This window comes from Bradyrhizobium sp. 21 (assembly GCF_023073335.1).
Taxonomy (GTDB): Bacteria; Pseudomonadota; Alphaproteobacteria; order Rhizobiales; family Xanthobacteraceae; genus Bradyrhizobium.
The window spans coordinates 421240-448172 of sequence record NZ_JADPJG010000015.1 but is presented as its reverse complement, the minus strand read 5'-3'; the positions used below and the strand labels follow the sequence as shown (position 1 = coordinate 448172).

Sequence of the window (26933 nt, the reverse complement as noted above, 5' to 3'; positions counted from 1 at the left end):
TGTTGTCGTGAGGTCTGAGTTTTCCACGTGCGGTTTCTGTTCCGGGATCACCTGCTCGATACCGACTTGCGCGAGCTGAGCCGCGAGCAGGTTCCTGTTGCCGTGGAGCCGCAGGTCTTCGATCTCGTTGTCCACCTCATGGAGAACCGTGACCGGGTGGTCAGCAAGGACGAGCTCATCGACAAGATCTGGCACGGGCGCAGCGTCTCCGAATCCACACTGACCAGCCGGATCAATGCGGCACGCAAGGCGGTCGGCGACAGCGGCGCGAGCCAGGCGCTGATCCGGACCATCGCGCGCAAGGGTTTTCGTTTCGTCGGCGACGTCGAGACCAAGCGCGGGGCGACCGCGCCGGAACCCGGCTTCGGCACGAAGGTTCTGCAGGCTCCGCTCGCACTGCCGGACCGACCGGCGATTGCGGTGCTGCCCTTCACCAACATGAGCGGTGACCGCGAGCAGGATTATTTCTCCGACGGCATCAGCGAGGACATCATCACCGCGCTTTCGAAGCTGCGCTGGTTCTTCGTCGTCGCGCGCAACTCCTCCTTCGTCTACAAGGGCCGCGCCGTGCACATGCACGAGATCGCACGCGAACTCGGCGTGCGCTACGTGATCGAAGGCAGCGTACGGCGGAGCGGTGATCGCGTGCGTATCTCCGCGCAGCTCAACGACGTCTCCACCGGCAGCCACCTCTGGGCCGAACGCTACGACCGCGAGCTTGCCGACATCTTCGCCGTGCAGGACGAGATCACCGAGGCGATCGTCGCCGCGATCGAGCCGCAGCTCTATACCGCCGAGAATTTTCGCGCCCAGCAGAAGCCGCCGGGAAGCCTGGATGCCTGGGACCTCGTGATGCGCGCATTGTCGCATTACTGGCGCATCACCCGCGAGGACAACGCGGCCGCGCAAGGACTACTCGAAAAGGCCGTCGCGCTCGATCCCGCCTATGGCAAGGCGCTCGGCCTGCTCGCGACCAGCCACATCTTCGGCGCGCATATGGGCTGGGCCGACATGGCTGCGACCGTGCCGGTCGCCGAACGCGCGGCGCTCGCCGCGGTGGAGGCCGATCGTGAAGATGCCTGGGCCCATCACGGCCTCGCCTATACTTATCTATTCCGCCGCCGCTTCGACGACGCGCTGGCTGAGTTCGAACTGACGCTGAACCTCAATCCGAACTTTGCGATGGCGCACGCCTTCTACGGCGTGACGCTGTGCTACGCCGGGAGTTGGCAGGACGGCGATGCTGCCGCGCGCCGTGCGCTGCGGCTCAGCCCGCGCGACCCGCTCGCGGCGATCTATTGCGGCGTCGCCGCCTATGCCCGGTTCATCGGCCGCGACTACGAAGGAGCCGTGCAGATGGCGCGGGAGTCGATGCGGCAGCGCGCCGATTTCGTCGGCGCGCATCGCGTACTGACGGCCGCCGCCGGCATGTCGGGAGATCCCGCGCGCGCGGCGTCCGCCCTGGAAGGCTTGCGCCGCGCCCAACCCGGCATCTCGCTCGCCTGGATCACGCGCGAACTGCCGATGCTGCGGGAAGAGGATCGCGAGCATTACCTGGAAGGATTGCGGCGCGCGGGGATGGGGTAGCGAATAGGTCCTTCTCCCCGCAAGCGGGGAGAAGGGAAGAACCGCCGCTACTCCTGCATCATCTCGCCGCTGCCGCCAAACTCGGCCGGAAAGTCCTTCAGCTTGGGCAGGCCGTCGCGCATGGGCAGCACCGTCTCGGAATAGTTGACGTGGACACCGGGCGCGAACGCCAGCGTGGGGATGGTGGCGGTGAAGACGTCGACCAGGTCGAGCGGCGGGTGGTTGGTCATGAGATGGCCGCCGCACTTCTTGCAGAACTTGCGCTGGCTGAGCGGCGTCTTGGCAAAGGTCTCGACGTTCTCTGCGCCTTCGGTGATGCGCACCGCTTCCGGCTTCCACAGGCTGAAGGCATTCACCGGACCGCCCGACCACGAGCGGCAGGAGCGGCAATGGCAATAGCCCATCGCCTCCGGCGCGCCCGTGACCTCGACCGTGACCGCGCCACAGAAGCAATTTCCGACATATTTCATTTGGTCGTCTCCGTTGATGATTGTTTAGATTCCTATCCCCGCTCCTGTTTGCCGATAACTCGGCAAAAACGAATGCGGGGGTCGCGACGAGCTTCGATCGCGCAGGTAACGTGGACGTGAGGGGGATCACCCCGAGAAGCGTTGAAGGTTGCGTCCGGCAAGATCCGTTACGCGCCTCTGCGCCGCCGCGCGTCCTCCTTTCGGCGGACGCGGCCGAACGACGCGCAAGCTATACCGACTTGCGCCAGGGAATAAGCATCGAGACCCGTTGTTTGTACTGCCGGTACTCGTCGCCGAAGAGATCGATGAGGTCGTGCTCCTCCAGCGCGATGCCGACGAAGATGTAGAGCGTGGTCACGGCGGCGAACAGCAGATGGCCCGCGGTCATGACCGGCGCCGCCCAGAACGCGATGATGAAACCGAGATAGATCGGATGACGGACGAATTTATAGAGCAGCGGCGTCTTGAATCGCGGCGGCGACGCCTCCTTGCCGATGAGATGATTGGTCACCTGATGCAATCCAAACAACTCGAAGTGATTGATGATGAAGGTCGAGGTGAACACCAAAATCCAGCCCACCAGCGACAGCGTGACGATCGTCACAGCAAGATCCGGGTTCGCAACGTCCCATATGACCGCGGGAAGCGGACGCCACTGCCAGAACAGGAGGAGCAATGACAGGCTCGCAAACAGCACATAGGTGCTGCGCTCGACCGGCTTGGGGACGTACTGCGTCCACCAGGCCTTGAATTGCCGGCGCGCCATCACGCTGTGCTGGACCGCAAACACGGCCATCACGAGCAGATTGATGATGACGGCCTCGGCCACGGGCGTGTCGGTCCCGGTGTCGATGGTCTTCGGCACCACCAGCCCCATGACGAAGCCGATGGCGTAGAGAATGGTGGCGAAAAACACGAGATACGCCGCAATTCCGTACAGAAAGGCGATGAACTTGAAAATGCGTGAGCCCGCAACCGGGCCGATAGGATCAACCTGATGATCAATTTGGGTCATAAACAGCTCCGTTGTGCCAAAACGCCGGCACTTCATTGGTCGCTGCACCATGCCGCATCCGACGTCCCCTGACTTTCGCGGACGGTTGATTTTCGCCTGAGACGACTTTGATTTTTGCTTGAGACGACAGAAACGTGCGATTTAGCTTTGAAAACAACGTGCTCGACGGCGATCTGCGGGAACTCACCTGCAGCGGAGCCGCCGTGCCGCTGCAGCCTCAGGTGTTCGATCTCCTGCTCTATCTGGTGGCGCAGCGCACCCGTGTGGTCAGCAAGGATGACCTGATCAGCCAGATCTGGAGCGATCGGATCGTCTCGGATTCCGCCCTGAACAGCCGGATCAACGCCGCGCGCAAGGCGCTTGGCGACGATGGCGCGAGCCAGCGGCTGATCAAGACCATTCCGCGCAAGGGTTTTCGTTTCGTCGGCGAAGTCCGGGAAGAAGTGGTAGCCGCGGCTGCGCCCGCGCAGTCCGTCGCTGCCCTGCCGCGCACCTTGGCCGACCGTCCGGCGATCGCGGTGCTCGCCTTTGAGAACATGAGCGGCGATCCTGCGCAGGACTATTTCGGCGACGGGATCAGCGAGGACATTCTCACCGCGCTGTCGAAGCAGCGCTGGTTCATGGTGATCGCCCGCAACTCGTCTTTCACCTATAAGGGACGCGCGGTCCACATCCGGCAGATCGCCGAGGAGCTCGGCGTCCGCTACATCGTCGAAGGCAGCGTGCGCAAGGCGGCCAACCGGGTGCGCATCACCGCGCAGCTCAACGACGCCACATCTGGCAGCCATCTCTGGGCCGAGCGCTACGACCGCGAGCTGGTCGATGTGTTCGCCGTGCAGGACGAGATCACCAACGCGATCGCCGCGGCGATCGAGCCGCAGATCCATGCGGCGGAGAGTTTTCGCGCCCACCGCAAGCCCCCCGCGAGCCTGGATGCCTGGGATCTCCTCATGCGGGCGCTGTCACATTACTGGCGCGTGACGCGACGCGATCACGAGACCGCGCGGACGCTGCTGGAACGCGCCGTCGAGATCGACCCCAACTACGGCCAGGCGCTGTCGGTGCTGGCGGCCAACCACATGTTCGCTGTGCATCTCGGCTGGGCCGAGCTTGCCGTGGTGGCGCCGGCGGCAGAAGCCGCCGCGCTCGCCGCGATGCGCTGCGACCACGAGGATGCCTGGGCGCATGCCGCGCTCGGCACCGTCTGCTTCTCGACGCGAAGGCTTGCGGACGCACTGTCCGCGTTCGAGCAGGCGCTCGCGCTCAATCCGAACTTCTCGCTGGCGCAGGGCTATTACGCGCTGGCGCTGTCCTATGCCGGGCGACCGAAGGATGCGTTCGAGGCGGCGCAAAAAGCGATCCGGCTCTCGCCGCGCGACCCGTCGCTGGCGATCTATCACGGTATCGCCGGCTATGCGCGCTTCACCGAGCGGAACTATGACGATGCGATCGCGCTGGCGCGCGAGGCGATCCGCCACCGCGGCGACCTCACCGGCGCCTATCGCGTCCTCGCGGTTTCTGCCGGCATGACCGGCGACGGCGTGCTCGCGGAGATGGCGCTGGGCGAGCTCCGTCGCACCCAGCCCAACATCTCGCTGCACTGGATCGCGACGCAATTGCCGTGGGCCAATGCGGCCGATCGCGAGCACTATCTGGAAGGATTCCGGCGGGCGGGATTGAGGTAGAAGACCGTCCGGCCCGGGCTACATCGCCGCTTCCTGTGGAGATGGATCAGGACGTCGAGCCGCTTGATCTCGTGGCCGGGAAGCCCTTCGGGCACTTTGGTGAAACCAGGCAGTCGGCGACGTCGGCGGCCTGATGCATTTGTTCGCAGGCCCAGGCTCGTGCAATCACCATCGCATCCCCACGACTTAAGCAAGGCGGGCTGATTGCAAGCCGATCCGCTGTTACGAAAGGCCCGCTAAAACAGGACGCGCTGTACATTTTTTGTGCGAACACTGTCGAGACTTTCATCTTGCGGCGCCGAATGGGACTATGTGAGCCTCGATAACGGATGGGGACTGGGATGGGCCGGCCGTAGCTTTGCGCGCCACGACGTGCGAAGCGTTTGCGGCTGGTCTCGCTTGAGAAAGATACGACATGCCAAAACGAGTGTTGCTTGGACTCCTCCTGGCTTGCGGCCTCACGGCCCCTGGACTGGCACAAGAGCCGAAAACGGGGGGTGCGATCAATGTCGTGATCCAGCCCGAGCCGCCCGGCCTGATGTTGGCGATGGTCCAGAACGGCCCGGTGCAGATGGTGTCGGGCAATATTTTCGAAGGCCTGCTTCGCTACAGCCCCAAGCTCGAACCGCTGCCGGAGCTCGCCGAGAGCTGGAGCGTCAGCGAGGACGCAAAAACCTACAGCTTCAAGCTCAGGAAGGGCGTGACCTGGCATGACGGCAAGCCCTTCACCGCCGCCGACGTGCTGTTCTCGATCGAGATGCTGAAGCAGACCCACGCGCGTGCCCGCAACAACCTCGCGCAGGTCGACAAGGTCGAGGCGCCCGACGACTACACGGTGGTTTTCACGCTGAAGCAGCCATTCGGCCCGTTCCTCGGCATCTTCGAAGTCGGCTCGATGCCGATGGTGCCGAAGCATCTCTATGAGGGCACCGACTGGAAGACCAATCCCTACAACAACGCCCCGGTCGGCACCGGCCCCTTCATGTTCAAGGAATGGCAGAAGGGCTCTTTCATCCGCCTGGTCAAGAACCCGAACTATTACGAGAAGGGCAAGCCCTATCTCGACGAGATCTATTGGCAGGTCATTCCCGATGCCGCGGCGCGCTCGGTGGCGTATGAGACCGGCAAGGTCGACGTGCTGCCCGGCGGCTCGGTCGAGAATTTCGACGTGCCACGACTGTCCAAGCTCAAGGACACCTGCGTCACCGGTGCCGGTTGGGAGTTCTTCTCGCCTCTCGCCTGGCTGTGGCTGAACAACCGCCAGGGTCCGCTCGCGGACAAGCGGGTGCGTCAGGCGGTCATGTTCGCGATCGACCGCGACTTCGCCAAGGACGTGATCTGGAACGGGCTCGGCAAGGTCGCCACCGGCCCGTCGGCCTCGACCATCAAGTTCTACACCGACGACGTGCCGAAATACCCTTACGATCCCGCCAAGGCCAAGGCGCTGCTGAAGGAAGCCGGCTACAAGGGCGAGAAGATCCGCCTTCTGCCGCTCGCCTATGGCGAGACCTGGCAGCGCTGGGGTGAGGCCGTGAAGCAGAATCTCCAGGACGTCGGCATGAACATCGAGACCATCGCCACCGACGTTGCCGGCGGCAACCAGAAGATCGGCGACTGGGACTACGACATCGCCTTCACCTATCTCTACCAGTACGGCGATCCCGCACTCGGCGTCGGCCGCAACTACGTCTCCAGCGCCATCGCCAAGGGCCAGGTGTTCAACAACGTCGAGGGCTATTCCAACCCGGAAATCGACAAGCTGTTCGCCGACGGCGCGGTCGCAACACCCGACTCCAAGCGCAAGGAGATCTACGAGAAGGCGCAGAAGATCCTGGTCGAGGACGTGCCGGTGGCCTGGATGCTCGAGCTGCAATTCCCGACCATCACCCGCTGCAAGGTCAAGAACCTGATCACCACGGGGATCGGGGTCAATGACGGCTTCAAGGACGCATGGCTCGACAAGTGAGGATGATACGCGCCTGATCTTCTGCTATGGCTCTCGCCAAATGATCTCCGATCGAGCCGCAAACTCGCTGCACCTCTCCCGCTTGCGGGGGAGGTCGACGCGCGCCCGGCGATGCGAAGCATCGTCCGAAGCGCTGCGGGTGGGGGTTCTCTCCACGCGAAGAGCCTCTCCGCAGAAGCACCCCCACCCCTGCCCTCCCCCGCAAGCGGGAGAGGGGGCGCACTGTCGCCGCGGTGACACTCACGTCAAACAAGCGTCGCTCTAACAATGCTCTCCTTCGTCGCCCAGCGTGCCGTGAAGGGCGTGATCGTCCTGCTCGCGATCGTCGTCCTCAATTTCTTCCTGATCCGGCTTGCGCCCGGCGATCCCGCGGTCGTGATGGCGGGCGAAGCCGGCGCCAGCGACCAGGTCTTCGTCAAGCAGCTCCGGGAGAAATTCGGCCTCGACAAGCCGCTTCCCGAGCAGCTCTTCATCTACGTCAAGGGCATCGTGACCCTCGACCTCGGCTTCTCCTTCCGCCAGCAGGAGCCGGTGGCAAAACTGATCCTGGAGCGGCTGCCGGCGACGCTGCTGCTGACGCTGACGGCGTTCGCGATCTCGCTGATGCTCGGTGTCCTCTTCGGCACCTTCGCAGCGCGCTTTGCCGGAACCTTTCTCGACACCGCCATCACCGTGTTCGCGCTGATCTTCTACGCCATGCCGATCTTCTGGGTGGCGTTGATGGGCATCCTGCTGTTCTCGGTGACCATGGATTGGCTGCCGAGCTTCGGCTACGAGACGGTTGGCGCCAACCTGACCGGCCTTGCCCATGTGATCGACGTCGCCAAGCATCTGGTCATGCCCGCCATGACGCTCGGCCTGTTCTTCATGGCGACCTACACCCGCATGACGCGGGCCTCGATGCTGGAGGTGCAGCGGCTCGACTTCGTCAAGACCGCGCGCGCGAAGGGCCTCTCCGATGCCGTGATCCAGCGCCGCCACGTGCTGCGCAACGCGCTGCTGCCCGTCGTGACGCTCGCGGGCGTGCATTCCGGCACGCTGATCGGCGGCGCCGTCATCACAGAGACCGTGTTCGCATGGCCCGGCATCGGACGGCTGATGTACGACGCATTGCTGCAGCGGGACTACAATCTGCTGCTCGGTGTCTTCGTGATCTGCTCCGCCATGGTCCTGACCTTCAACCTCATCACCGACCTGGTCTATCGCCTGGTCGACCCGCGCATCGAATTCACCACATGAAACAGTTCTGGAAATCGATGCTGAGGAGCCCGAGCGGCGTCATCGGGCTCATCATCCTGATCCTCGCGATCGGGATCGCGGTGTTCGGGCCGCTGCTGTTCCCGAATTCGCCCTGGCGCATGGTGCAGCGGCCGTTCCTGCCGCCGTTCACGCTCTCGACCGTGCCGCTGGGCACCGACGCGCTCGGCCGCGACGTGTTCGCCGGCATGATCTTTGGCGCACGCGTCTCGCTGCTGGTTGGCCTCGTCTCCACCCTGGTGGCGCTGGTCGTCGGCGTGCCGATCGGCGCCATGGCCGGCTATTTCGGCGGCAAGGTCGACGACGCCCTGATGCGCTTCACCGAGTTCTTCCAGACCATTCCGAGCTTCGCGCTCGCGATCGTGCTGGTCGCGATCCTGCAGCCCTCGATCTACTCGATCGTCGCCTCGATCGCCGTGGTGAGCTGGCCGCCGGTCGCGCGCCTGGTGCGGGGCGAGGTGTTGTCGCTGCGCACGCGCGAATACGTCCAGGCCGCCGTGGTCACGGGCCAGAGCAACACCTGGATCATCATGCGCGAGATCCTGCCGAACGCGCTGTCGCCGGTGATCGTGCTGGCCTCGCTGATGGTGGCGACCGCGATCCTGCTGGAATCCTCGCTGGCGTTCCTCGGACTAGGCGATCCCAATCTGATCTCCTGGGGCTACATGGTCGGCGCCGGCCGAACCGTGATCCGCCAGGCCTGGTGGATCACCGTGTTTCCCGGCGTCGCCATCCTGATCTCGGTGCTGGGGCTGAACCTGATCGGCGAAGGCCTCAACGACGCGCTCAATCCGCGCCTGTCGCGGGAGGGACGCTAGATGATGACCGCCCCGCCCGCCGTCTCCATCAAGAACCTGCGGATCGCGTTGCCCAAGGGCGCCGAGCGTCCCTTCGCCGTCGACGGCGTCTCGCTCGACTTACGGCCCGGCAAGATCGTCTGCGTTGTCGGCGAGTCCGGCTCCGGCAAATCGATGTGCGCGCATGCGCTGATGGGCCTGTTGCCGGACACCGTCTCCGTCACCTCCGGCGAGATCCAGTTCGAAGGCCGCGACCTGCTCAAGCTCGACGACGACGGCTGGCGCGATCTGCGCGGCCGCCGGCTCGCGATGATCTTTCAGGAGCCGATGACCGCGCTCAATCCGTTGATGCGGATCGGCGACCAGATGGCGGAGATGTTCGAAGCGCACGGCCTGCTCACGCCGAGGGAGCGGCGCGCAAGGGCACTGTCACTGGCGCGCGAGGTCGGCCTGCCCGACCCCGAGCGCATCGTGCGCGCCTATCCGCACCAGCTCTCCGGCGGCCAGCGCCAACGCGCCATGATCGCGATGGCGCTGGCGCTCGAGCCCGCTGTGCTGGTCGCGGACGAGCCGACCACCGCGCTCGACGTCACCACGCAGGCGCAGATCTTGAAACTGATCCGCAACCTCCAGCGCAACCGCAACATGGCGGTGATGTTCATCACCCATGATTTCGGCGTGGTCGCCGACATCGCCGATCAGGTCGTGGTGCTCCGCCACGGCAAGGTCGTCGAGGAAGGCCCCGCCGCGACCGTCTTCAACGCGCCGCAGCACGACTACACCAAGGCGCTGCTCGCCGCCGTGCCGTCGATGGACCCGCCGGCGCGCACGCCACTCGATGACCAGGCCAGGGCCGTCGAAGTGATCGGGCTGGACAAGACCTATGTCACGTCGGGAGGCTGGTTTCGCGAAGATCGCCGGGTCGATGCCGCGCGCGAGGTCAATTTCAACATCCTCAAGGGCGAGACGCTCGGCCTCGTCGGCGAATCCGGCTCCGGCAAGTCGTCGGTGGCGCGCCTGGTGATGCGGCTGATCGAAGCCGACCGCGGCACGGTGCGGATCGGCGAGACCGATCTCACCTCACTCTCGGGCAGGGCGCTGCGCGCCGAGCGCCATCGCATCCAGATGATCTTCCAGGATCCGTTCGCCTCGCTCAATCCACGCCGCAAGGTCGGTCACATCATCGCCGACGGCCCGATCGCCGCCGGCACCGATCCGAAAGTGGCATTCGATCGCGCCCGCGATCTCCTCAGGATGGTCGGCTTGGACGCCGGCGCGCTGGAGCGCTATCCGCATGAATTCTCCGGCGGCCAGCGCCAGCGCATCGGCATTGCGCGCGCGCTCGCGCTCGAACCCGAGATCATCGTCGCGGACGAAGCCGTCTCCGCGCTCGACGTCTCCGTACAGGCGCAGGTATTGAGGCTGCTCGAGGACCTCAAGGCACGCCTCGGCCTCTCGATGCTGTTCATCACCCACGATCTGCGCGTCGCAGCCCAGATCTGCGACCGCATCGCGGTGATGCAGCGCGGCGCCATCGTCGAGCTGAAGCCGACCGCACAGCTCTTCGCCGCACCTGAGCACGCCTATACGCGCGAGCTGCTGGCGGCGGTGCCGGGCCGCAAGGAGCGTGCGCCGGCTGCGTGAGGCGAGCGGTATCCGGTTCTGCGCCCGCCACCGGTATTCGGCCGATTCCGCGAGGAACAGGGCAGTCACGCGCTTGTTATTGCTTCATCAGCACTGCTCCGGCTTCAAAGCGGCGAGCGGAGCCCTACATGCATGACATGATGCACGTCATCTCATGATGACGTGACGACCAAATTTGGAGCGATCATGGGTGAAGTCATTCAGTTTGTCTCGAAATCGGAGCGCGAGCGAGAGCGCCTCATTCGCGAAGCACGCGCGATCTACGACAGCATCTTCCCGTCGGCTGTTCCGGCGAGCGAGCAGCAGGCCGGCGCCGGTGTTCGCCGCAGCGACGGGGGCAATTTCGCGTGATCAAGATCATCGCCGTGCTCTGCAACCTCGCCTCCCCGGCCAATTGCCACGAGCAGATCGTCACGACGTCGGACTTCGCCGACGTCTCGATGCAGTCCTGCATGATGGGCGCGCCGCAGCTTGCCGAATGGATGAGCCAGCATCCGGCCGAGCGCCTCGCCGGATGGCGCTGCGTGATCGGCCAGCAGGGCGGCCGGGGCGCCTGATGTTTGAGGCCGCCTCCTACCTGGCAGGCGGATTGGTATTGCTCCAAGTGGGGACCGAATTGGTCACGCCGACCGAGGGCCAATTATACGTGCCGACCGACGGCGCCGTGACAGTCCCGACCGTCTGTCCGGACGACCCGTAGGTCCTGGGCTGTGCCGCCGGCGCCCCGGCGCCGCTATAGGTCGGGGCCACTACGTTCGTGCTGTAATGTCGGCTCGACCGGTATTTCTTGGCTTCAGTCGCAAACGGCGTGGCAAGCAGGCCAGTCATGATGAGTGCGGCAATGGCGAGTCTCATGCTTGTCATGATGGTTCCCTGCACTCGCTGCGAGCCCCATTCGCTGCCAGGCCATTGTGCCAGCTGTTCATTCGTCGGGAAATTTCCATAGGCCCACGTTCATAACTTCGTGCGCGGACGAATGTGCCCGCCCCCGGGGCAGCGCGCCGCGGTCACCGCCGCTTCGGGCGGCACGCCCTACGGCCATGCCGCTCCTTCACGGTCGCGACCGAGTGCATCAGTTCCTTGAAGGCGGCGATCGCCTTGTCGTCAGCGAACGCGTGGTCCGGCCGTGCCTCCAGATGTTCGATCACGGCCAGCAACGCGTCCGCGATCTGTCCGATCTGCTTGCCGTAGCCGGCGACATCCGACAGCACGTCCTTCTCGACATCAGGCGCGGAGGATTGTCCCACCGTGATGTTGACGAGGCCGAACTGGCCGCCGGTAGGGCTGAAGAACGACGGATAGATGGACTGGACGACATCCCCCGACAGGGGCAGCTTGAACACGGGCATACGATTCCCCTCGCTGACGCTCGACCGGCGGCGGGAACACTACCACGCCGCTCCCGCGCGACTGCCGACGGAACCTGATCACCGGTCCTGTCCCGAAATGGACCTCACATTGGCATTCGTTTAACCCTGACGCCGCGACGCTAGCGGCGGACCGGCACATTCGGACATATTACGCAACTGCCCGTAACCTTTGCTTACCTTTCTTCCCTAGGTTGTCGTCAAAACCGGGAAGCCAGAGATGACGACAATCGATCTGCCTGCGGCATCGCCGCCTCATGCTGCGGCTCCAGCGCGTATCCGTACTCTCTGCATTCTCTTCTTTTTCTCCGGCTTCCCCGCGCTGATCTACCAGCTCACCTGGCAGCGCAGCCTGTTTAGAATCTTCGGCGTCAACACGGAATCGGTGACCATCGTCGTCACTGCCTTCATGCTGGGGCTCGGTTTGGGCAGCCTCGCCGGCGGTTGGCTTTCGAAGCGCGACAGCATAAAGCCAATGCTGCTGCTCGGGATCATCGAGCTTGCGACTGCCGCCTTCGGCCTAGTCTCGCTGGCGATTTTCGACCTGGTCGGCCGGCTCACCGCCGACATGTCCCTGCCTGCGATCGCCGTCATCAATCTGCTGCTGGTCCTGCTCCCCACGCTCATGATGGGCGCAACGCTTCCGATTCTGGTGTCGTATCTCGTCGGGATGTCCGGCCGGATCGGCAGCGCGGTCGGCACGCTCTATTTTGTCAACACGCTCGGCGCCGGCACCGCGTGCCTGGTTTCCGCCGTGCTGATCTTCCCCTTCATTGGCATGCAGGGCGCGATCATGATCGCAGCCGGCATCAACGTCGCGGTCGGCCTCGGCGCCATCGCAGCGCATGTCATCGGCCACGCGCCGGCCGCGGCGGCGCCGGAGGGAGCCGTCCATCGCACGGCGGCCCCCATCCTCAGCATGGGTTTCGTTACCGTACTTGCCGCTGCTGGCGGCTTCATCTCGCTGTCCTATGAGATCTACCTGTTCCGCACCATTTCCTTCGCCTCCGGCTCGAGTTCGCTCGCCTTTGCGATCACGCTGTGCAGCTTCCTGATCGGCATTGCCGTGGGCGCACGGCATGCCGGTCAGGTCTGTGAGACCCGGTCTGCCAGCGGCGCGATGGCAAGCGCGGCGATGGGCCTGGTCTGGGCCAATGTGTTCGCCGCGGCGCTCCTGCCGCTGATGACGCACATGGCCTCGAACGTCGTCAACATGATGGTCGTCGCCCTGATCACGACATACCTGATCGCTCGGCAATGGGGAGCCCTGCTGCCCTACCTCTCACAGTTCGGGATTGCTGCCGATGCCCGTGCGGGCCAACAGACGGCCCTGCTCTATTTCTCCAACATCGTCGGCTGCGCCACCGGCGCGGTGCTGACCGGCTTCGTGCTGACGGATTACTTTGGCCTGAGACAGATGGCCGTGCTGCTGCTCGTTGCCGGCACGCTGTGTGCCCTCGTGCTCGCCTTCGCATCCCGACCAACGGCGCGGGAGCGGCTGCGCTTCGGCGCCATCGCAGTCGCGGTGCTCGCCGCCGGAATTCTGGCGAACTCGCTGTTCGCGCAGCGGCTGCTCGAAAATCTGCAGAGCAAGTCGATCTCCGACCATGATTTCGCGCAGATCGTGGAGAACCACAGCGGCATCATCACCGTCGACACCGACGGCACCGTGTCCGGCAACGGCATGTACGACGGCCGCTTCAATACCGACCTGAAGCACGATCGCAACGGCATCGTCCGCCCCTACGCGCTCAGCCTGTTCCACGGCGCGCCGCGCGATGTACTTATGATCGGGCTCGCTTCCGGTTCCTGGGCACAGGTCATCGCCAACAACCCGGACGTCAGGTCGCTCACCATCGTCGAGATCAACCGCGGCTATCTTTCGATCGTCGCAGCGCAGAACGACGTGAAATCCATCCTGAGCAATCCCAAAGTCAGGATCGTCGAGGACGACGGACGCCGCTGGCTCAGCCATCATCCCGAGGCGCATTTCGACGTCATCGTCTCCAATACGACCTGGCACTTCCGTGCCAATGCCACCAACTTGCTATCGTCGGAGTTCCTGGGGCTCGTGGGGCAACACCTGAACCAGGGCGGCATCTATTTCTACAACACCACCAATTCACGCCGAGCCCAGCGCAGCGCCTGCATGGCGTTCCCCTACGGCGCCCGATTCCTCAACCACATGGTAGTGTCGCCGTCGCCGGTCGAGTGGAATTATGCGCGCTGGCGCAAGATCCTCGAGGCCTACAGCATCGACGGCAGGTCCGAGTTCTCCGCCGGCAACGAGACGGATCGCGCGATGCTCGACACCCTGATGGCCGACTACCGCAAGGATGGCCCGATGGTCGAGCAATGCCCGCAGCTTCTCGCCGCGACCAAAGGCAAGATGCCGATCACCGACGACAACATGGGCACCGAGTGGCGCTACTTCCTCGACCTGGAATGACGCCCGCTCCACAACGGACCACACGCTTGCTGTCATCGCCACATGGGTATCATTCCAACGCGATGTAGGGTGCTGGCCTCGGCGCGTGGGCGATCACGGGCTTGCCGATTCCGGCGCCCGCCGCAGCCTATCTGAAGATGATTGCCGCCGCGCTCACGCCCTGCGCGCTGTTGGCCATCGGACTAGGTCTGTCCGTCGAAGGTCTGCGATCCAACCTGAAGGCATCGTTCGCCTCGCCGCCGTGAAACTGGCGGCGATGCCGCTGCTCGTCTACGGACACTCTGCGGTCCTGAGCCTCAACCCGCTCTACACGGTCGCCGCCGTAGTCTGCGCGGCGGTGCCCCGTCTCGGTCACGACAATGCTGTCGGTCGCGACATTGCTGGTCGCGCTCTATCTTCTCTCTGGCCTGGCGACCGGCACACGGTGACCGGCATCGGCGCGCCGTGCAAACGCTCCCTACCTGACGGGCGGGTTGGTGTTGCTCCAGGTCGGAACCGTGTTGGTCACGCCAACCGACGGCGAATTATACGTGCCGATGGAGGGCGCCGTGACCGTCCCGACGGACTGTCCGGTCGATCCATAGGTCCTGGGCTGCGCGGCCGGCGATCCGGCGCTCCCATAGGCCGGCGCCACCACGCCGGTACTGTAGGATCGGGCCGACCGGTGTTTTTTGGCTTCAGCCGCGAACGGCGCGGCGAGCAGCCCGATGGTAACGAGCGCCGCTATGGCAGGTTTGATGCGTGTCATGGCCGATCCCTTCGTTCGCTTCAGCCCCTCGCCATCTGTTCATTCAGTGGAAGATGTCCATGGGCTCCCGCTCATAACTCCGTGTGCGGGCGAAGGTGCCAGAGCGGGACCGCGGTTGCCGCTCAGGCTTATGCCGAATGTCCTGCGCAAGCCGATTTGCCCGGCTGGCGTGACGTGCACGATCCGCGTGTCGCGGTCCCGCCTCAGCCAGCCGCGCTCGAGGCAGCAACGCTGAATCTCTGCGCCGACGTGACCGGCGACGTGAAAGCGACGCTCGCTCCAGTCCAGGCATGGACGGCAGAAGATTCGCCTGCTTCCGGATTTCGGCACCAGCACCACGCCGAACGCGGAGAGGAAATGCGTTCCGGACGCCGTCACTTCTCCGCCGTCATCGGTGAGGACGACGTGCGCTTTGGCGACGAGAGCGTCGGCGATGGCGACGCCGAGATAACCGGCCAGATGGTCATAGCAGGTACGCGCGAAACGAAGTTGGTCGTCGGCGATCGATCGCGGCTGGTGGCGCTGCGGAACCTCTATGGCGGCTACGGCCTTGATGCCCTCAAGCATCCTGGCGACCAGGGGCGAGGCAATGCGGTAGTAGCGATTGCGGCGCTTCTGCGTCACGGCCAGCAGCCGTGCGTCGACCAGCCTGCCGAGATGACCGCTTGCCGTCGATCTCGATATCCGCGCGCGCGACGCGAGCTCGCTTGCGGTCAGCGCCTGCCCGCCCATCAGCGCCGCCAGCATCGTGGCCCGCGCGGTATCGCCGACCAGCGCCGCTACCTCGACCATGTTTGCCGCTGCGACCATGAGAAAGCGTATCCCGACAGCCCCGGCACGACAACAATGATGGTTTGGCCGCGGCCGAACCATTGGGCGCGGAGCGCGCTCTACCGTGGCGCCGACACAATCCGGAGACGCCGCATGAAACGCATCCGCGTGGAGCCGATATCGACCTATCTCGAGCGTCGCCGCAAAGGCCCGATCTATCCGGTGGTCGTCACCGAAGGCCTCGTCTATCTATCCGGCCTGCCGCCATTCGACCCCGAAACTGGCGACGTCAGGGAGCTACCGTTCGAGCGACAGGCCGAGATCGTACTCGACCAGATGAAATGCTGCCTGGAAGCAGCGGGGTCATCGCTGGCGGAGGTGATCAAGTGCAATGTCTATTGCACACCAGACCCCGCGTATTTCGCCACGTTCAACGAGGTGTACGCCCGCTACTTCCAGGACCAATCACCAGCAAGGATTTTCGTGCACGTTCCGTCGTGGCCCGGGCCATTTGACGTCGAGGTCGATTGCGTTGCGCTGGCGCGGCGACATGAATGACACCAGGGGCGGACCGCCTCGCCTTCGGATGGACCCGAATCAGCGTTAGTGCATTGACCTCATCGACTTCGCGTATTGAGGCAGCATGACCGGCCCTGAACTGAAGCAACTCCGCAACGACCTTTCCGATGCCCTCGCGCGCAAGCTCACCGCGGCCGACATGGCAAAGTTGTGCGGACTGCCGGAGAAGGGCGGCGCCGACACCATCCGGCGCTGGGAGGTCAGCGGTCCGACGCCGCCCGCGACCAAGGTGCTGCGCGTCCTCGCGATGGCGAGCGAGCGCTATCCGATCTTGGAGAAATTCGACGTCTTCGATCGTCATGACGTGCGCGAGGAAGACCGGCCCGCAAAGCGCGCTGCATTCCGCGAGCAGATGCGGGATGAGGCGCGGCGGCGTCTTGGTTAACGAAACGGGCGCGCGGGTTACCCGTGGCCCGCAACGTTAAGCCTTCCTTCAGCATTTCTTAAGCGGCCATTAAGCACGAAAATCGTTTGCGGCCCAATAAGTTAGGTTGGCTACCGTTGTGCCATGGATGTGACAGCATTTTCGTCAAAAGCGAGCTATCTGCAAAACCAACGCGGCGCGGAAAGCGCGCCTGCCGGGGACATGAGTGTTGGAGTTCAAGACGATGAAGAAGATTCTGTTTGCAACCGTTGCGCTGCTCGTGGTGGGCGCTGCTGCGCCGGCGATCGGTGCCGATCTCGGCAACCGCAACTATTACAAGGCGCCCGCGCCCGCCTATGCCGCGCCGATCTACAACTGGACCGGCTTCTACATTGGCGGCCATGTCGGCGGCGCGTTCTCCAGCGACAACAATTTCAGCGGCCTCTCCACCGGCAATAACGGCAATGGCCGTTTCCTCGGCGGCTTGCAGGCTGGTGCGGACTGGCAGTTCAACCCGAACTTCGTTGTCGGCGTCGAAGGCCAGTATTCCTGGCTCTCCGGCAGCGTCGGCGCGGTGTTCCCCGGCGGCATCGCCTACACCAACGACCAGCGCGGTCTCGGCTCGATCACCGGCCGCGTCGGCTACACCTGGGGTCCGGGCCTGCTCTATGTGAAGGGTGGCTACGCCTATTCGGACAACAACGAGAAGGTGACCGTCGGCGGCGTGCCGACCGGCTTCATCATCACCGGCGACCACCGCAACGGCTACACCGTCGGCGCCGGCCTCGAATACATGTTCGCCCCGAACTGGTCGGCCAAGGCCGAGTACCAGTACTACAATTTCGGCGACGCGCACTTCACTGCGGGCCCGCTGGCGGGGACCGGCAACTTCACCACCGACGACCACACCATCAAGGCGGGCGTCAACTACCGCTTCAACTGGGCCAACTCCGCGGTCGCGCGCTACTGAACAGTTACCAAGTTCTTATCGTGATGAAGGGCCGGCATCGATGCCGGCCCTTCTTTTTTCGCTGTGCGGAACGTGCGCAACCAATTGAGCAACTTGCGATTTTTTAACCTGCCCCGAGGATACTCCGCGGCGAAAACATAAAGATCACGCGTGGGGGAATTTCGATGGCGATCCGTCTGGGCCTTGGCCGTTTGCTTGGTCGTATCCGGCCTCGGTTCAAAATGCCGACATGGGGCGTGCGCGGCAGCCTGTTCACGGCCTTCGCGGTCATCGCGGGCATGGGCCTCGTGATTGCAGCCGGCGCCGGCTTCGTCTTCAACCATCTCGGCAGCACCATGATGGACCTGAGCGGTCGCGACATCCCGCGCCTCTCCGCGAGCCTTCAACTCGCATCGCAAAGCGCAACGCTCGCGGCACAGGGGCCTGGCCTCCTGGCGTCGCCGTCCGACGAGGCGCTGAACGAACGCACCAAGAAGGTGCAGGAGATCCAGCAGCTCGCCATGGCCAAGCTCGGCGAGATCATCGAGCTCGGCGCCGACAAGCAGATCGCAACCGCGTTGCGCGACACCGCCAAGAGCATCGACGAGGCGACCCAGAGCCTGGTGTCGGCTGCGCGCGAGCGGCTCGATACCGGCGCGCTGCATGACAAGCAGTATGAAGCACTCCGCAAGGCGCAGCTCACCTTCGTCGGTGCGGCCGGTCCCGCGATGCTGGATGCGCAAACGCGCCTGAACGCGATCCTCGGCGCGGCGGAGGTCTCTGCCGATGACGCCACCGAAGCCGCCCGCACGGTCTCCCAGGTCGCGACCATCTCCGCCAACGGCAATCTGATGGCCGCCGACATGATGGCGGCGCTGTCGGCCAACAACAGCGACACGCTGGAGGCGATCGAGAAGGAGTTCAAGGCAACGCGCGACCGCGTCAAGTCGAACCTCGAGGATCTGCCGAACATGGCCTCGATGCAGACGGTGCGCGACACCGTGCAAAAACTGTTCGCCTTCGGCGAAGGAAAGTCCGGCGTGTTCAAGATCCGCCAGAAGGAGCTCGACGCGATCGACTACGGCCAGACCATCCTGGACGAGACCCGCAAGCTCAATGTCGGCCTCGGCATCAGCGTGCAGCAACTGGTCGAGGGTGTTCAGAAGGAGACCAACGCGTCGACCTTCCAGGCGCGGCAGGAGATCTCGCTGGCGACGACCGCGATGCTGGCACTCGGCGCTCTGACGCTGGTCGGCTCGGCGCTGTTCGTCTGGCTCTATGTCGGCCGCAACATCCTGCGCCGCATTCGCGAGCTTCAACGCGCCATGCAGTTGCTCTCGGCCGGCGACCTCGACACCGAGATCGTCCGCTCCCGGCAGAACGACGAGATCGGCGCGATGAAGGAAACGCTGACGGTGTTCCGCGACAGCATGATCGAAGCCCGGGCGCTTGCGAGCGAGCAGGACAGGGATCGCGTCGCCAAAGCCGAGCGTGCGGCGCAGATGGAGGCGAAGATCGCCAATTTCGAGAGTACGGTGCGCTCCGCACTCGACAATCTCGCGCAGTCAGCCAATTCGATGCAATCGACCGCGCAGAGCATGTCGAACACGGCAGACCAGTCCAATGCGCTGGTGAACGCGGTTGCCTCCGCAGCCGAAGAGACCTCGGTCAACGTGCAGACAGTGTCGTCCGGCACCGAGCAACTGTCGTCCTCGATCGAGGAGATCAGCAAGCAGGTGGTGACCTCGGCTGCGATCGCCAGGAAGGCGGTCGATGAGGCCGGCGCCACCGACACCACGATGCAGAGTCTCGCCGACAGCGCGAGCCGCATCAGCGTCGTCGTCGACCTGATCCAGACGATTGCGTCACAGACCAATCTGCTGGCGCTCAACGCCACCATCGAGGCGGCGCGCGCGGGTGAAGCCGGTCGTGGCTTCGCGGTGGTCGCCTCCGAGGTGAAGAGCCTCGCGAGCCAGACCGCGAAAGCCACGGAGGAGATCCGTAGCCAGATCGCCAGCATGCAGTCAGTGACGACTTCGGCCGTCGGCGCCATCCAGGGCATCGGCCGGATCATCGGCGAGATCAACGACGTCACCACCACGATCGCCGCCGCGGTCGAGGAACAGGGCGCGGCCACACGCGAGATCGCCCGCAACATCCAGCATGCGGCCGGCGGCACCAGCGAGGTCTCCAGCAACATCGTCGGCGTCTCCACGGCTTCGGCGGAAGCCGGCGCGGCAGCGAACGAAGTGCTGGGCGCCTCCGACGCGCTCCGCCGCGAAGCCGACATGCTGCGCGGAGAGATCGACGCGTTCCTCAACAACATGCGGGCGGCGTAAAATCGCCGGCCGTTGGCTTCATCCGGGATACGGAAAACGACCGGAATGACGGCCATGCGACGGCCGCCTCGCGTCCTTTTTCGGCTGGCGCGCCGCAGCCAGTGGGTTTAAGTCGGTAGCATGAACGCAAAAACCGACACCGCACAGTCCTCCGCCGAGACGCTGCGTTACCCCTGGGACCAGCATCCCGGCCCCGAAGAGGTCGTGGAGGTCAGGCCCGGCGTGTTGTGGGCGCGGCTGAAACTGCCGTTCCGCCTCAACCATGTGAACATCTACCTGCTCGCCGACGGCGACGGCTATGCCATGATCGATGCCGGCTTCGGCAATGAGGAGACGATCGAAGCCTGGACGAAGCTGTTCGACGGGCCGCTGAAGGGCGTCAACATCACGCGCCTGATCGTGACCCATTCCCATCCCGATCATGTCGGTCTGGCCGGGTGGATCGTCGAGCGGTTCAACTGCCCGCTGGTGATGTCGCAGGTCGAATATCTGCAATCGGTCTATCACCAGAACCGCGGCACCGCGGAGCGGCAGGAAGCGCAGCGGCTGTTCTTCCGCCGCCACGGCATGGACGAGTCGCTCACCGAAAAACTGCTCGGCCGCGGCCAGGACTATCTCAAGCGCGTCTCGGTGCTGCCGCCGTCCTACCGCCGCGTCTCGCATGGCGATGACGTCGTGATCGGCACGCGCCGCTTCAAGGTGATCACCGGCGGCGGCCACGCGCTCGACCAGGTGATGCTCTATTGCGCCGACGACAAGCTGTTCCTCTCGGCCGACCAGGTGCTGAGCAAGATCTCGCCGAACGTCAGCGTGTGGGCGGTCGAACCCGACCAGAACTCGCTCGGCGAATATCTGGCCTCGCTCGCCAGCCTCACCACGACGCTGCCCTATGACATGCTGGTGCTGCCGGGCCACGGCGTGCCGTTCTACGGGCTCAAGACCCGCATCAAGCAGCTCGCCGACCACCACGAGGAGCGCTGCCGCCTGATCGCGGAAGCCTGCCGCGAGGTGCCGCAGACCTCGCGCGCATTGGTGCCCGTCGTGTTCAACAAGCACGTGCTCGACGAACACCAGATGGGTTTTGCCGCCGGCGAGCTGGTCGCCCACGTCAACTACATGATCGTCGAGGGCCGGCTGACGGCGGAGACGAAGGACGGCGTGCTGCAGTTCAGGACGACTTGAGTTTCAGGGGCCGCCGATGACCCATGAGGCCATCCGCAACCTGCTAGCACGGGACGACGACGAAGCGCTGGGCGAGCTTCGGACACTGTCAACGGCGAGCGATGCCTTTGTGCGGCGAACCGCAATCGAGGTCATCGGACAACACAAGCGGGGGCATGAACTCCGCACGAGCATTGCCGCTGCCTTTTCCGACACGTCGGATTACGTCAGGCGCACCGCCTGCGGCATCGTCGAGCAATGGAAGCTTGCCGAAGCTCATGATCTCGTGCTGCCCCTTCTGAGGGCGCCCGAAGCATCGACGCGGGAGTGCGCGCTTCGCGCCCTTGCTGAGATTTGGCATGAGGCGGATTTCCATTCGATCTTCAATCTCTACAGGCGCGATCCGGAAATCGGAGTTCGGAAGGAAGCCGCGTGGACCTTGCGGCGCGGCGCCGCTGCGGGCAATTGGCGGCTGCTGTTCGATGCTTTTTCCAGGGATGAGCTTCCCCGGCATAGATTGTGGGCCTGCGAGATCGCCAACACTTTCGGCGATCCGGACGTCCTGCCTGCGCTGACCCCGCTGCTGAACGATGACGACGGACATGTGCGCAAGTCCGCCGCGCAGGCCCATCAGGCGATCGGGGCGCGCATTTAGCCCGGGCGCAATGGTGCAGAGCAACATTGAGCCTCGCGCGAACTTGATCCGGATCAAGTTTCAAATCGCACGATAGGGCATTTTGCCCAAATGCCCCGCAGGTCCAAGTGTGGGATAGCGCATAGACATTGGAGCCGGAAAAGCTCTAAAAAGATGCGGCCCTTTGGTCGGTTCCGTTGCAGGTTTGACGATGGATTACAGCCAGTTCTTCAATTCCGCCCTCGACCGTCTCCACACCGAGCGGCGCTACCGCGTGTTCGCCGATCTCGAACGCATCGCCGGCCGGTTCCCGCATGCGCTCTGGCATTCGCCCAAGGGCAAGCGCGACGTCGTGATCTGGTGCTCCAACGATTATCTCGGCATGGGCCAGCACCCGAAGGTGGTCGGCGCCATGGTCGAGACCGCGACCCGGGTCGGCACCGGCGCCGGCGGTACCCGCAATATCGCCGGCACGCATCATCCGCTGGTGCAGCTCGAGGCCGAGCTCGCCGATCTCCACGGCAAGGAAGCCTCGCTGCTGTTCACCTCCGGTTACGTCTCGAACCAGACCGGCATTGCGACCATCGCCAAGCTCATTCCGAACTGCCTGATCCTGTCGGACGAGCTCAACCACAATTCGATGATCGAGGGCATCCGCCAGTCCGGCTGCGAGCGGCTCGTGTTCCGCCACAACGACCTCGCCGATCTCGAAGCGCTGTTGAAGGCTGCGGGCCCGAGCCGGCCGAAGCTGATCGCCTGCGAGAGCCTTTATTCCATGGACGGCGACGTCGCGCCGCTGGCAAAAATCTGCGACCTCGCCGAGACGTACGGCGCGATGACCTATGTCGATGAGGTCCACGCCGTCGGCATGTACGGCCCGCGCGGCGGCGGCATCGCCGAGCGTGACGGCGTCATGCATCGCATCGACATTCTCGAGGGCACGCTGGCGAAGGCGTTCGGCTGCCTCGGCGGCTACATCGCCGCCAACGGCCAGATCATCGACGCCGTGCGCTCTTACGCGCCGGGCTTCATCTTCACCACCGCGCTGCCCCCGGCAATCTGCTCGGCCGCGACCGCCGCGATCAAGCATCTGAAGAGTTCGAGCTGGGAGCGCGAGCGCCACCAGGACCGCGCCGCGCGGGTCAAGGCCATCCTCAACGCCGCCGGACTGCCGGTGATGTCGAACGAGACTCACATCGTGCCGCTCTTCATCGGCGATGCCGAGAAGTGCAAGCAGGCCTCCGACCTCTTGCTCGAACAGCACGGCATCTACATCCAGCCGATCAACTATCCGACCGTGGCCAAGGGCACCGAGCGCCTGCGCATCACGCCCTCGCCCTATCACGACGACGGCCTGATCGATCAGCTCGCAGAAGCGCTGCTGCAGGTGTGGGATCGCCTGGGTCTGCCGCTCCGCGAGAAGTCGCTGGCGGCGGAGTAGGTTCAGTCGTCCTGGCGAAAGCCAGGACGACGTTAGGGCTGGCGCCCTGCCTCACCGCTTAACGACAACCCCGGTTCCCGGCCCCACCGGGCATTTCGCTGTCGCCTGCGCCGGTCCAACGCGCTAGATTTGCAGGGAAAATGCGATCGGGCGCCGCCTGCGCCCCGGGGGAGAAGCACGCTCGCCATGCTGCACGATTGGGGCGTGATTGCCGCCGCCTTCGGCTATATCGGCTTTCTGTTCCTGGTGGCGAGCCATGGCGACCGCCGCTCGCCGGCCGGGCGCGGTCGCGCCTCGGGGCTGATCTATCCGCTGTCGCTGGCGATCTACTGCACCTCCTGGACCTTCTTCGGCTCCGTGGGCTTTGCCACCCGCACGTCGACCGACTTCCTGGCGATCTATGTCGGCCCGATGCTGATGATCGGACTCGGCGCGGGCGTGCTGCGCCGCGTGATCCAGCTCGCGAAAGCCCACAACATCACCTCGATCGCCGACTTCATCGGCGCGCGTTACGGCAAGAGCCAGGCGGTGGCGGCGACCGTCGCGCTGATCGCGATCATCGGCTCGGTGCCCTACATCGCGCTCCAGCTCAAGGCGGTGGCGTCCTCGCTCGAAACGATTCTGAGCGAGGACCAGGCCTTTTCCCACATCCCGATCGTCGGCGACATGGCGCTGATGGTGACGCTGGCGATGGCGGCCTTCGCCGTGCTGTTCGGCACACGGCAGACGGACGCCACCGAGCACCAGCACGGCCTGATGCTGGCGGTCGCGACCGAATCCATCATCAAGCTGGTCGCCTTCCTCGCCGCCGGCATCTTCGTCACCTTCTGGATGTTCTCGCCGCACGAACTGATCGAGCGCGCGATGAAGACGCCGGAGGCGGTGCGCGCCATCAACTATTCGCCGTCGATCGGCAACTTCCTGACCATGACGCTGCTGTCGCTGTGCGCGATCATGCTGCTGCCGCGCCAGTTCCACGTCAGCGTGGTGGAGAATTCCTCGGACGCCGAGGTCGGCCGCGCGCGCTGGCTGTTTCCGCTCTATCTGGTCGCCATCAATCTGTTCGTGATCCCGATCGCGCTCGCCGGCCTCGTCAGCTTCCCGTTCGGCGCCGCCGATCCGGACATGTACGTGCTGGCGCTGCCGATGGAGGGCGGCGCGGATCTGCTCAGCGTCGCAATCTTCGTCGGCGGCCTGTCGGCGGCGACCGCGATGGTGATCGTCGAATGCGTGGCGCTCTCCATCATGGTCTCGAACGACCTCGTGGTGCCCCTGGTGCTGCAACGTCGGCCGGAAGGACGCACCGGCGGCGCCGATTTCAGCGACTTCCTGTTGCGCGCGCGCCGGCTCGCGATCTTCGCCATCATGGTGATGGCCTATTTCTACTACCGTGCGCTCGGCAACACCCAGCTCGCGGCGATCGGCCTGCTTTCTTTCGCCGCCATCGCCCAGCTCGCGCCGAGCTTCTTCGGCGGGCTGCTGTGGCGGCGCGCGACCGCGCGCGGCGCCATCGGCGGCATGCTGGTCGGTTTCGCGGTGTGGCTCTACACGCTGTTCATGCCGAGCTTCGTGGATTCCTCGACGGCGGGCATCCTGTGGCTCCAGCACGGCCCGTTCGGAATCGAGGCGCTGCGGCCGCAGGCGTTGTTCGGCGCCGACCTGCCGCCGCTGATGCACGGCGTCATCTGGTCGCTGTCGCTCAACATCCTCACCTATGTGCTGCTGTCGCTGGCGCGCCGTCCGTCGTCCATCGAGCTGGTGCAAGCCGATCTGTTCGTGCCCAACACGCTCGCGCCGATCGCCCCGAACTTCCGCCGCTGGCGCACCACCATCACGGTGCAGGACATCCAGACCACGGTGGCGCAATATCTCGGGCCAGATCGCGCGCGGCATTCGTTCGAGGCATTCTCCGCGCGGCGCAATGTGCGGCTGGAGACCGGCGCACCCGCCGATTTCGAGCTGTTGCAGCACGCCGAGCACCTGATCGCCTCCTCGATCGGCGCAGCCTCCTCGCGGCTCGTGATGTCGCTCTTGCTGCGCAAGCGGACGGTTTCTGCGAAAGCGGCACTCAAGCTGCTCGACGATTCCCATGCAGCACTGCATTTCAACCGCGAGATCCTGCAGACCGCGCTCAACCATGTGCGCCAGGGCATCGCGGTGTTCGATGCCGATCTGCAGCTGATCTGCTCCAACCGGCAGTTCGGCGATCTCCTCAACGTTCCCCCGCATTTCATCCAGTTCGGCACGCCGTTGCGTGAAATCCTGGAATTCATGGGTGTGAGCGAGCCGGACGATCCGGTCGAACGCGAAGCCATGCTGGAGCGCCGGCTCGCGGCCTACACCACCGACAGCGAGCCTTATCTCGAGCGCCTGCCCGACCGCCGCATGGTGATCGAGATCTTGACCAACCGCATGCCGGGCGGCGGCTTCGTCATCACATTCACCGACGTCACGCCGACCTTCGAGGCGGCCGAAGCGCTGGAGCGCGCCAATGCGACGCTGGAAAAGCGGGTGCGCGACCGTACCGAGGAGCTGACCCGGCTCAATTCCGAGCTGGCGCTGGCCAAGAGCGCGGCCGAGGACGCCAGCATCTCCAAGACGCGCTTCCTGGCCGCCGCCAGCCACGACATCCTCCAGCCGCTGAACGCGGCGCGGCTCTATGTCACGAGCCTGGTCGAGCGCCAGCACAGCGGCGAGGAGACGCGGCTGGTCGAGAACATCGACGAATCCCTGCAGGCGATCGAGGAGATCCTCGGCGCGCTGCTCGACATCTCCCGGCTCGACGCCGGCGCGATGACGACCTCGATCTCGAGCTTCAAGATGGCCGATCTGATGCGCTCGCTCGAGATCGAGTTTGCGCCGGTCGCACGCGCCAAGAACCTCGAGCTCGCCTTCGTGCCCTGCTCGCTGCCGGTCGAGTCGGACCGCTTGCTGCTGCGGCGGCTGCTGCAGAACCTGATCTCCAACGCGATCAAATACACCCCGCGCGGTCGCGTGCTGGTCGGCTGCCGCCGCCGCGGCGCCTCGCTCAAGATCTGCGTCTACGACACCGGCGTCGGCATCCCGCCGGTCAAGCGCGGCGAGATCTTCAAGGAATTTCACCGCCTCGAGCAGGGCGCACGGATCGCGCGCGGCCTCGGGCTCGGGCTGTCGATCGTCGAGCGGCTGGCGCGCGTGCTCAACCACGGCATCGCCATCGACTCCAATGTCGGCGGCGGCTCGGTGTTCTCCGTGACGGTGCCGACGGCGAAGGCGATCACCCACACCGCGGCCGTGACCAGCGCGACGCCATTGGCGCGCACGCCGATCTCGGGCGCCCTCATCGTCTGCATCGAGAACGACGCGGCGATCCTCGACGGCATGCGCACGCTGCTGAAGGCCTGGGACGCCGAAGTGATCGCGGTCGCCGATCCCGAAGGCGCGATCGCCGCGATCGAAACTGCCGGCGGCCGCGTCACCGGCCTGCTGGTCGACTATCATCTCGACCGCGGCAACGGCATCGCCGCGATCCGCGACATCCGCCGCCGCTTCGGCGACGGCATTCCCGCGATCCTGATCACCGCCGACCGCAGCCCCGCCGTGCAAATGGCTGCGCGGGATGAAAAGGTCGCGGTGCTCAACAAGCCGGTGAAGCCGGCGTCGCTCCGCGCCCTGCTCGGCCAGTGGCGCACGCAGCAGATGGTGACGGCGGCGGAGTGAGACCGCGGTGC

24 protein-coding genes are annotated in these 26933 nt (G+C 64.8%); 18 read left to right on the top strand and 6 right to left on the bottom strand.

Going from position 1 to position 26933, the window contains the following annotated elements:
- Positions 1–27: 27 nt before the first annotated feature.
- Positions 28–1587 (top strand): winged helix-turn-helix domain-containing protein, encoded by a 1560-nt coding sequence (locus IVB31_RS18155; protein WP_247324719.1) that lies wholly within the window; start codon positions 28–30, stop codon positions 1585–1587.
- A gap of 47 nt (positions 1588–1634) precedes the next feature.
- On the opposite strand, the gene IVB31_RS18150 is transcribed toward IVB31_RS18155, so the two are convergent.
- Positions 1635–2057: a GFA family protein gene (locus IVB31_RS18150; protein ID WP_247324718.1), complete on the bottom strand. Its 423-nt coding sequence runs from the start codon at positions 2055–2057 to the stop codon at positions 1635–1637.
- Between the two features lie 229 nt (positions 2058–2286).
- Entirely contained in the window at positions 2287–3072 is a 786-nt protein-coding gene (mddA, locus tag IVB31_RS18145; RefSeq protein ID WP_247324716.1) for a methanethiol S-methyltransferase, read from the bottom strand.
- 134 nt (positions 3073–3206) lie between these two features.
- Between mddA and IVB31_RS18140 the strand changes: the two genes are divergently transcribed.
- From IVB31_RS18140 to IVB31_RS18110, 7 genes are all read left to right on the top strand, one after another.
- Complete coding sequence (locus tag IVB31_RS18140) at positions 3207–4757, top strand: winged helix-turn-helix domain-containing tetratricopeptide repeat protein (protein WP_247324714.1); 1551 nt, start codon at positions 3207–3209, stop codon at positions 4755–4757.
- 415 nt (positions 4758–5172) lie between these two features.
- Entirely contained in the window at positions 5173–6723 is a 1551-nt protein-coding gene (locus tag IVB31_RS18135) for an ABC transporter substrate-binding protein (RefSeq protein ID WP_247324712.1), read from the top strand.
- 267 nt (positions 6724–6990) lie between these two features.
- A complete protein-coding gene (locus tag IVB31_RS18130) occupies positions 6991–7962 on the top strand; it encodes an ABC transporter permease (protein WP_247324710.1) in 972 nt (323 codons plus the stop codon).
- Positions 7959–8798 carry an ABC transporter permease gene (locus IVB31_RS18125; RefSeq protein ID WP_247324708.1) on the top strand — a complete coding sequence of 280 codons (840 nt, stop codon included), beginning with the start codon at positions 7959–7961 and terminating at the stop codon, positions 8796–8798. Before IVB31_RS18130 ends, IVB31_RS18125 begins: the two co-directional genes overlap by 4 nt.
- A 3-nt stretch (positions 8799–8801) precedes the next feature.
- The gene (locus IVB31_RS18120; RefSeq protein ID WP_247324826.1) at positions 8802–10421 is read left to right on the top strand and encodes an ABC transporter ATP-binding protein; all 1620 of its coding nucleotides are present in this window, start codon (positions 8802–8804) and stop codon (positions 10419–10421) included.
- A gap of 186 nt (positions 10422–10607) precedes the next feature.
- Positions 10608–10772 carry a hypothetical protein gene (locus IVB31_RS18115; RefSeq protein ID WP_247324706.1) on the top strand — a complete coding sequence of 55 codons (165 nt, stop codon included), beginning with the start codon at positions 10608–10610 and terminating at the stop codon, positions 10770–10772.
- Positions 10769–10978: a hypothetical protein gene (locus IVB31_RS18110; RefSeq protein ID WP_247324704.1), complete on the top strand. Its 210-nt coding sequence runs from the start codon at positions 10769–10771 to the stop codon at positions 10976–10978. The genes IVB31_RS18115 and IVB31_RS18110 overlap by 4 nt, the downstream gene beginning before the upstream one ends.
- Before the next feature lie 16 nt (positions 10979–10994).
- On the opposite strand, the gene IVB31_RS18105 is transcribed toward IVB31_RS18110, so the two are convergent.
- Both IVB31_RS18105 and IVB31_RS18100 read right to left on the bottom strand, forming a co-directional pair.
- A complete protein-coding gene (locus IVB31_RS18105) occupies positions 10995–11285 on the bottom strand; it encodes a hypothetical protein (protein ID WP_247324702.1) in 291 nt (96 codons plus the stop codon).
- 143 nt (positions 11286–11428) lie between these two features.
- Positions 11429–11770 carry a hypothetical protein gene (locus IVB31_RS18100; protein ID WP_247324700.1) on the bottom strand — a complete coding sequence of 114 codons (342 nt, stop codon included), beginning with the start codon at positions 11768–11770 and terminating at the stop codon, positions 11429–11431.
- Between the two features lie 238 nt (positions 11771–12008).
- On the opposite strand from IVB31_RS18100, the gene IVB31_RS18095 reads away from it, so the two are divergent.
- Entirely contained in the window at positions 12009–14237 is a 2229-nt protein-coding gene (locus IVB31_RS18095) for a fused MFS/spermidine synthase (RefSeq protein ID WP_247324699.1), read from the top strand.
- A 101-nt stretch (positions 14238–14338) separates the two neighbouring features.
- The gene (locus IVB31_RS18090) at positions 14339–14482 is read left to right on the top strand and encodes a hypothetical protein (protein ID WP_247324698.1); all 144 of its coding nucleotides are present in this window, start codon (positions 14339–14341) and stop codon (positions 14480–14482) included.
- A gap of 212 nt (positions 14483–14694) precedes the next feature.
- Here IVB31_RS18090 and IVB31_RS18085 read toward each other — a convergent pair whose 3' ends face one another.
- Positions 14695–14985, bottom strand: coding sequence for a hypothetical protein (locus IVB31_RS18085; protein WP_247324697.1), 291 nt, complete (start codon positions 14983–14985; stop codon positions 14695–14697).
- A gap of 39 nt (positions 14986–15024) precedes the next feature.
- Positions 15025–15732: a helix-turn-helix domain-containing protein gene (locus IVB31_RS18080; protein ID WP_247324696.1), complete on the bottom strand. Its 708-nt coding sequence runs from the start codon at positions 15730–15732 to the stop codon at positions 15025–15027.
- Positions 15733–15909: 177 nt separating this feature from the next.
- On the opposite strand from IVB31_RS18080, the gene IVB31_RS18075 reads away from it, so the two are divergent.
- The 8 genes from IVB31_RS18075 to IVB31_RS18040 all read left to right on the top strand — a co-directional run bounded on the left by IVB31_RS18075 (position 15910) and on the right by IVB31_RS18040 (position 26922).
- Positions 15910–16314: a Rid family hydrolase gene (locus tag IVB31_RS18075; RefSeq protein WP_247324693.1), complete on the top strand. Its 405-nt coding sequence runs from the start codon at positions 15910–15912 to the stop codon at positions 16312–16314.
- A gap of 85 nt (positions 16315–16399) precedes the next feature.
- Entirely contained in the window at positions 16400–16720 is a 321-nt protein-coding gene (locus IVB31_RS18070; protein WP_247324691.1) for a hypothetical protein, read from the top strand.
- 223 nt (positions 16721–16943) lie between these two features.
- A complete protein-coding gene (locus IVB31_RS18065; protein WP_247324689.1) occupies positions 16944–17669 on the top strand; it encodes an outer membrane protein in 726 nt (241 codons plus the stop codon).
- A gap of 164 nt (positions 17670–17833) precedes the next feature.
- A complete protein-coding gene (locus tag IVB31_RS18060; protein WP_247324687.1) occupies positions 17834–19987 on the top strand; it encodes a methyl-accepting chemotaxis protein in 2154 nt (717 codons plus the stop codon).
- A gap of 120 nt (positions 19988–20107) precedes the next feature.
- Positions 20108–21169 (top strand): MBL fold metallo-hydrolase, encoded by a 1062-nt coding sequence (locus IVB31_RS18055; RefSeq protein ID WP_247324685.1) that lies wholly within the window; start codon positions 20108–20110, stop codon positions 21167–21169.
- 16 nt (positions 21170–21185) lie between these two features.
- Positions 21186–21803 (top strand): HEAT repeat domain-containing protein, encoded by a 618-nt coding sequence (locus tag IVB31_RS18050; protein ID WP_247324677.1) that lies wholly within the window; start codon positions 21186–21188, stop codon positions 21801–21803.
- 190 nt (positions 21804–21993) lie between these two features.
- Entirely contained in the window at positions 21994–23223 is a 1230-nt protein-coding gene (gene hemA, locus IVB31_RS18045; protein WP_247324675.1) for a 5-aminolevulinate synthase, read from the top strand.
- A gap of 186 nt (positions 23224–23409) precedes the next feature.
- Positions 23410–26922, top strand: coding sequence for a PAS domain-containing hybrid sensor histidine kinase/response regulator (locus IVB31_RS18040; protein WP_247324672.1), 3513 nt, complete (start codon positions 23410–23412; stop codon positions 26920–26922).
- Positions 26923–26933: the final 11 nt, after the last annotated feature.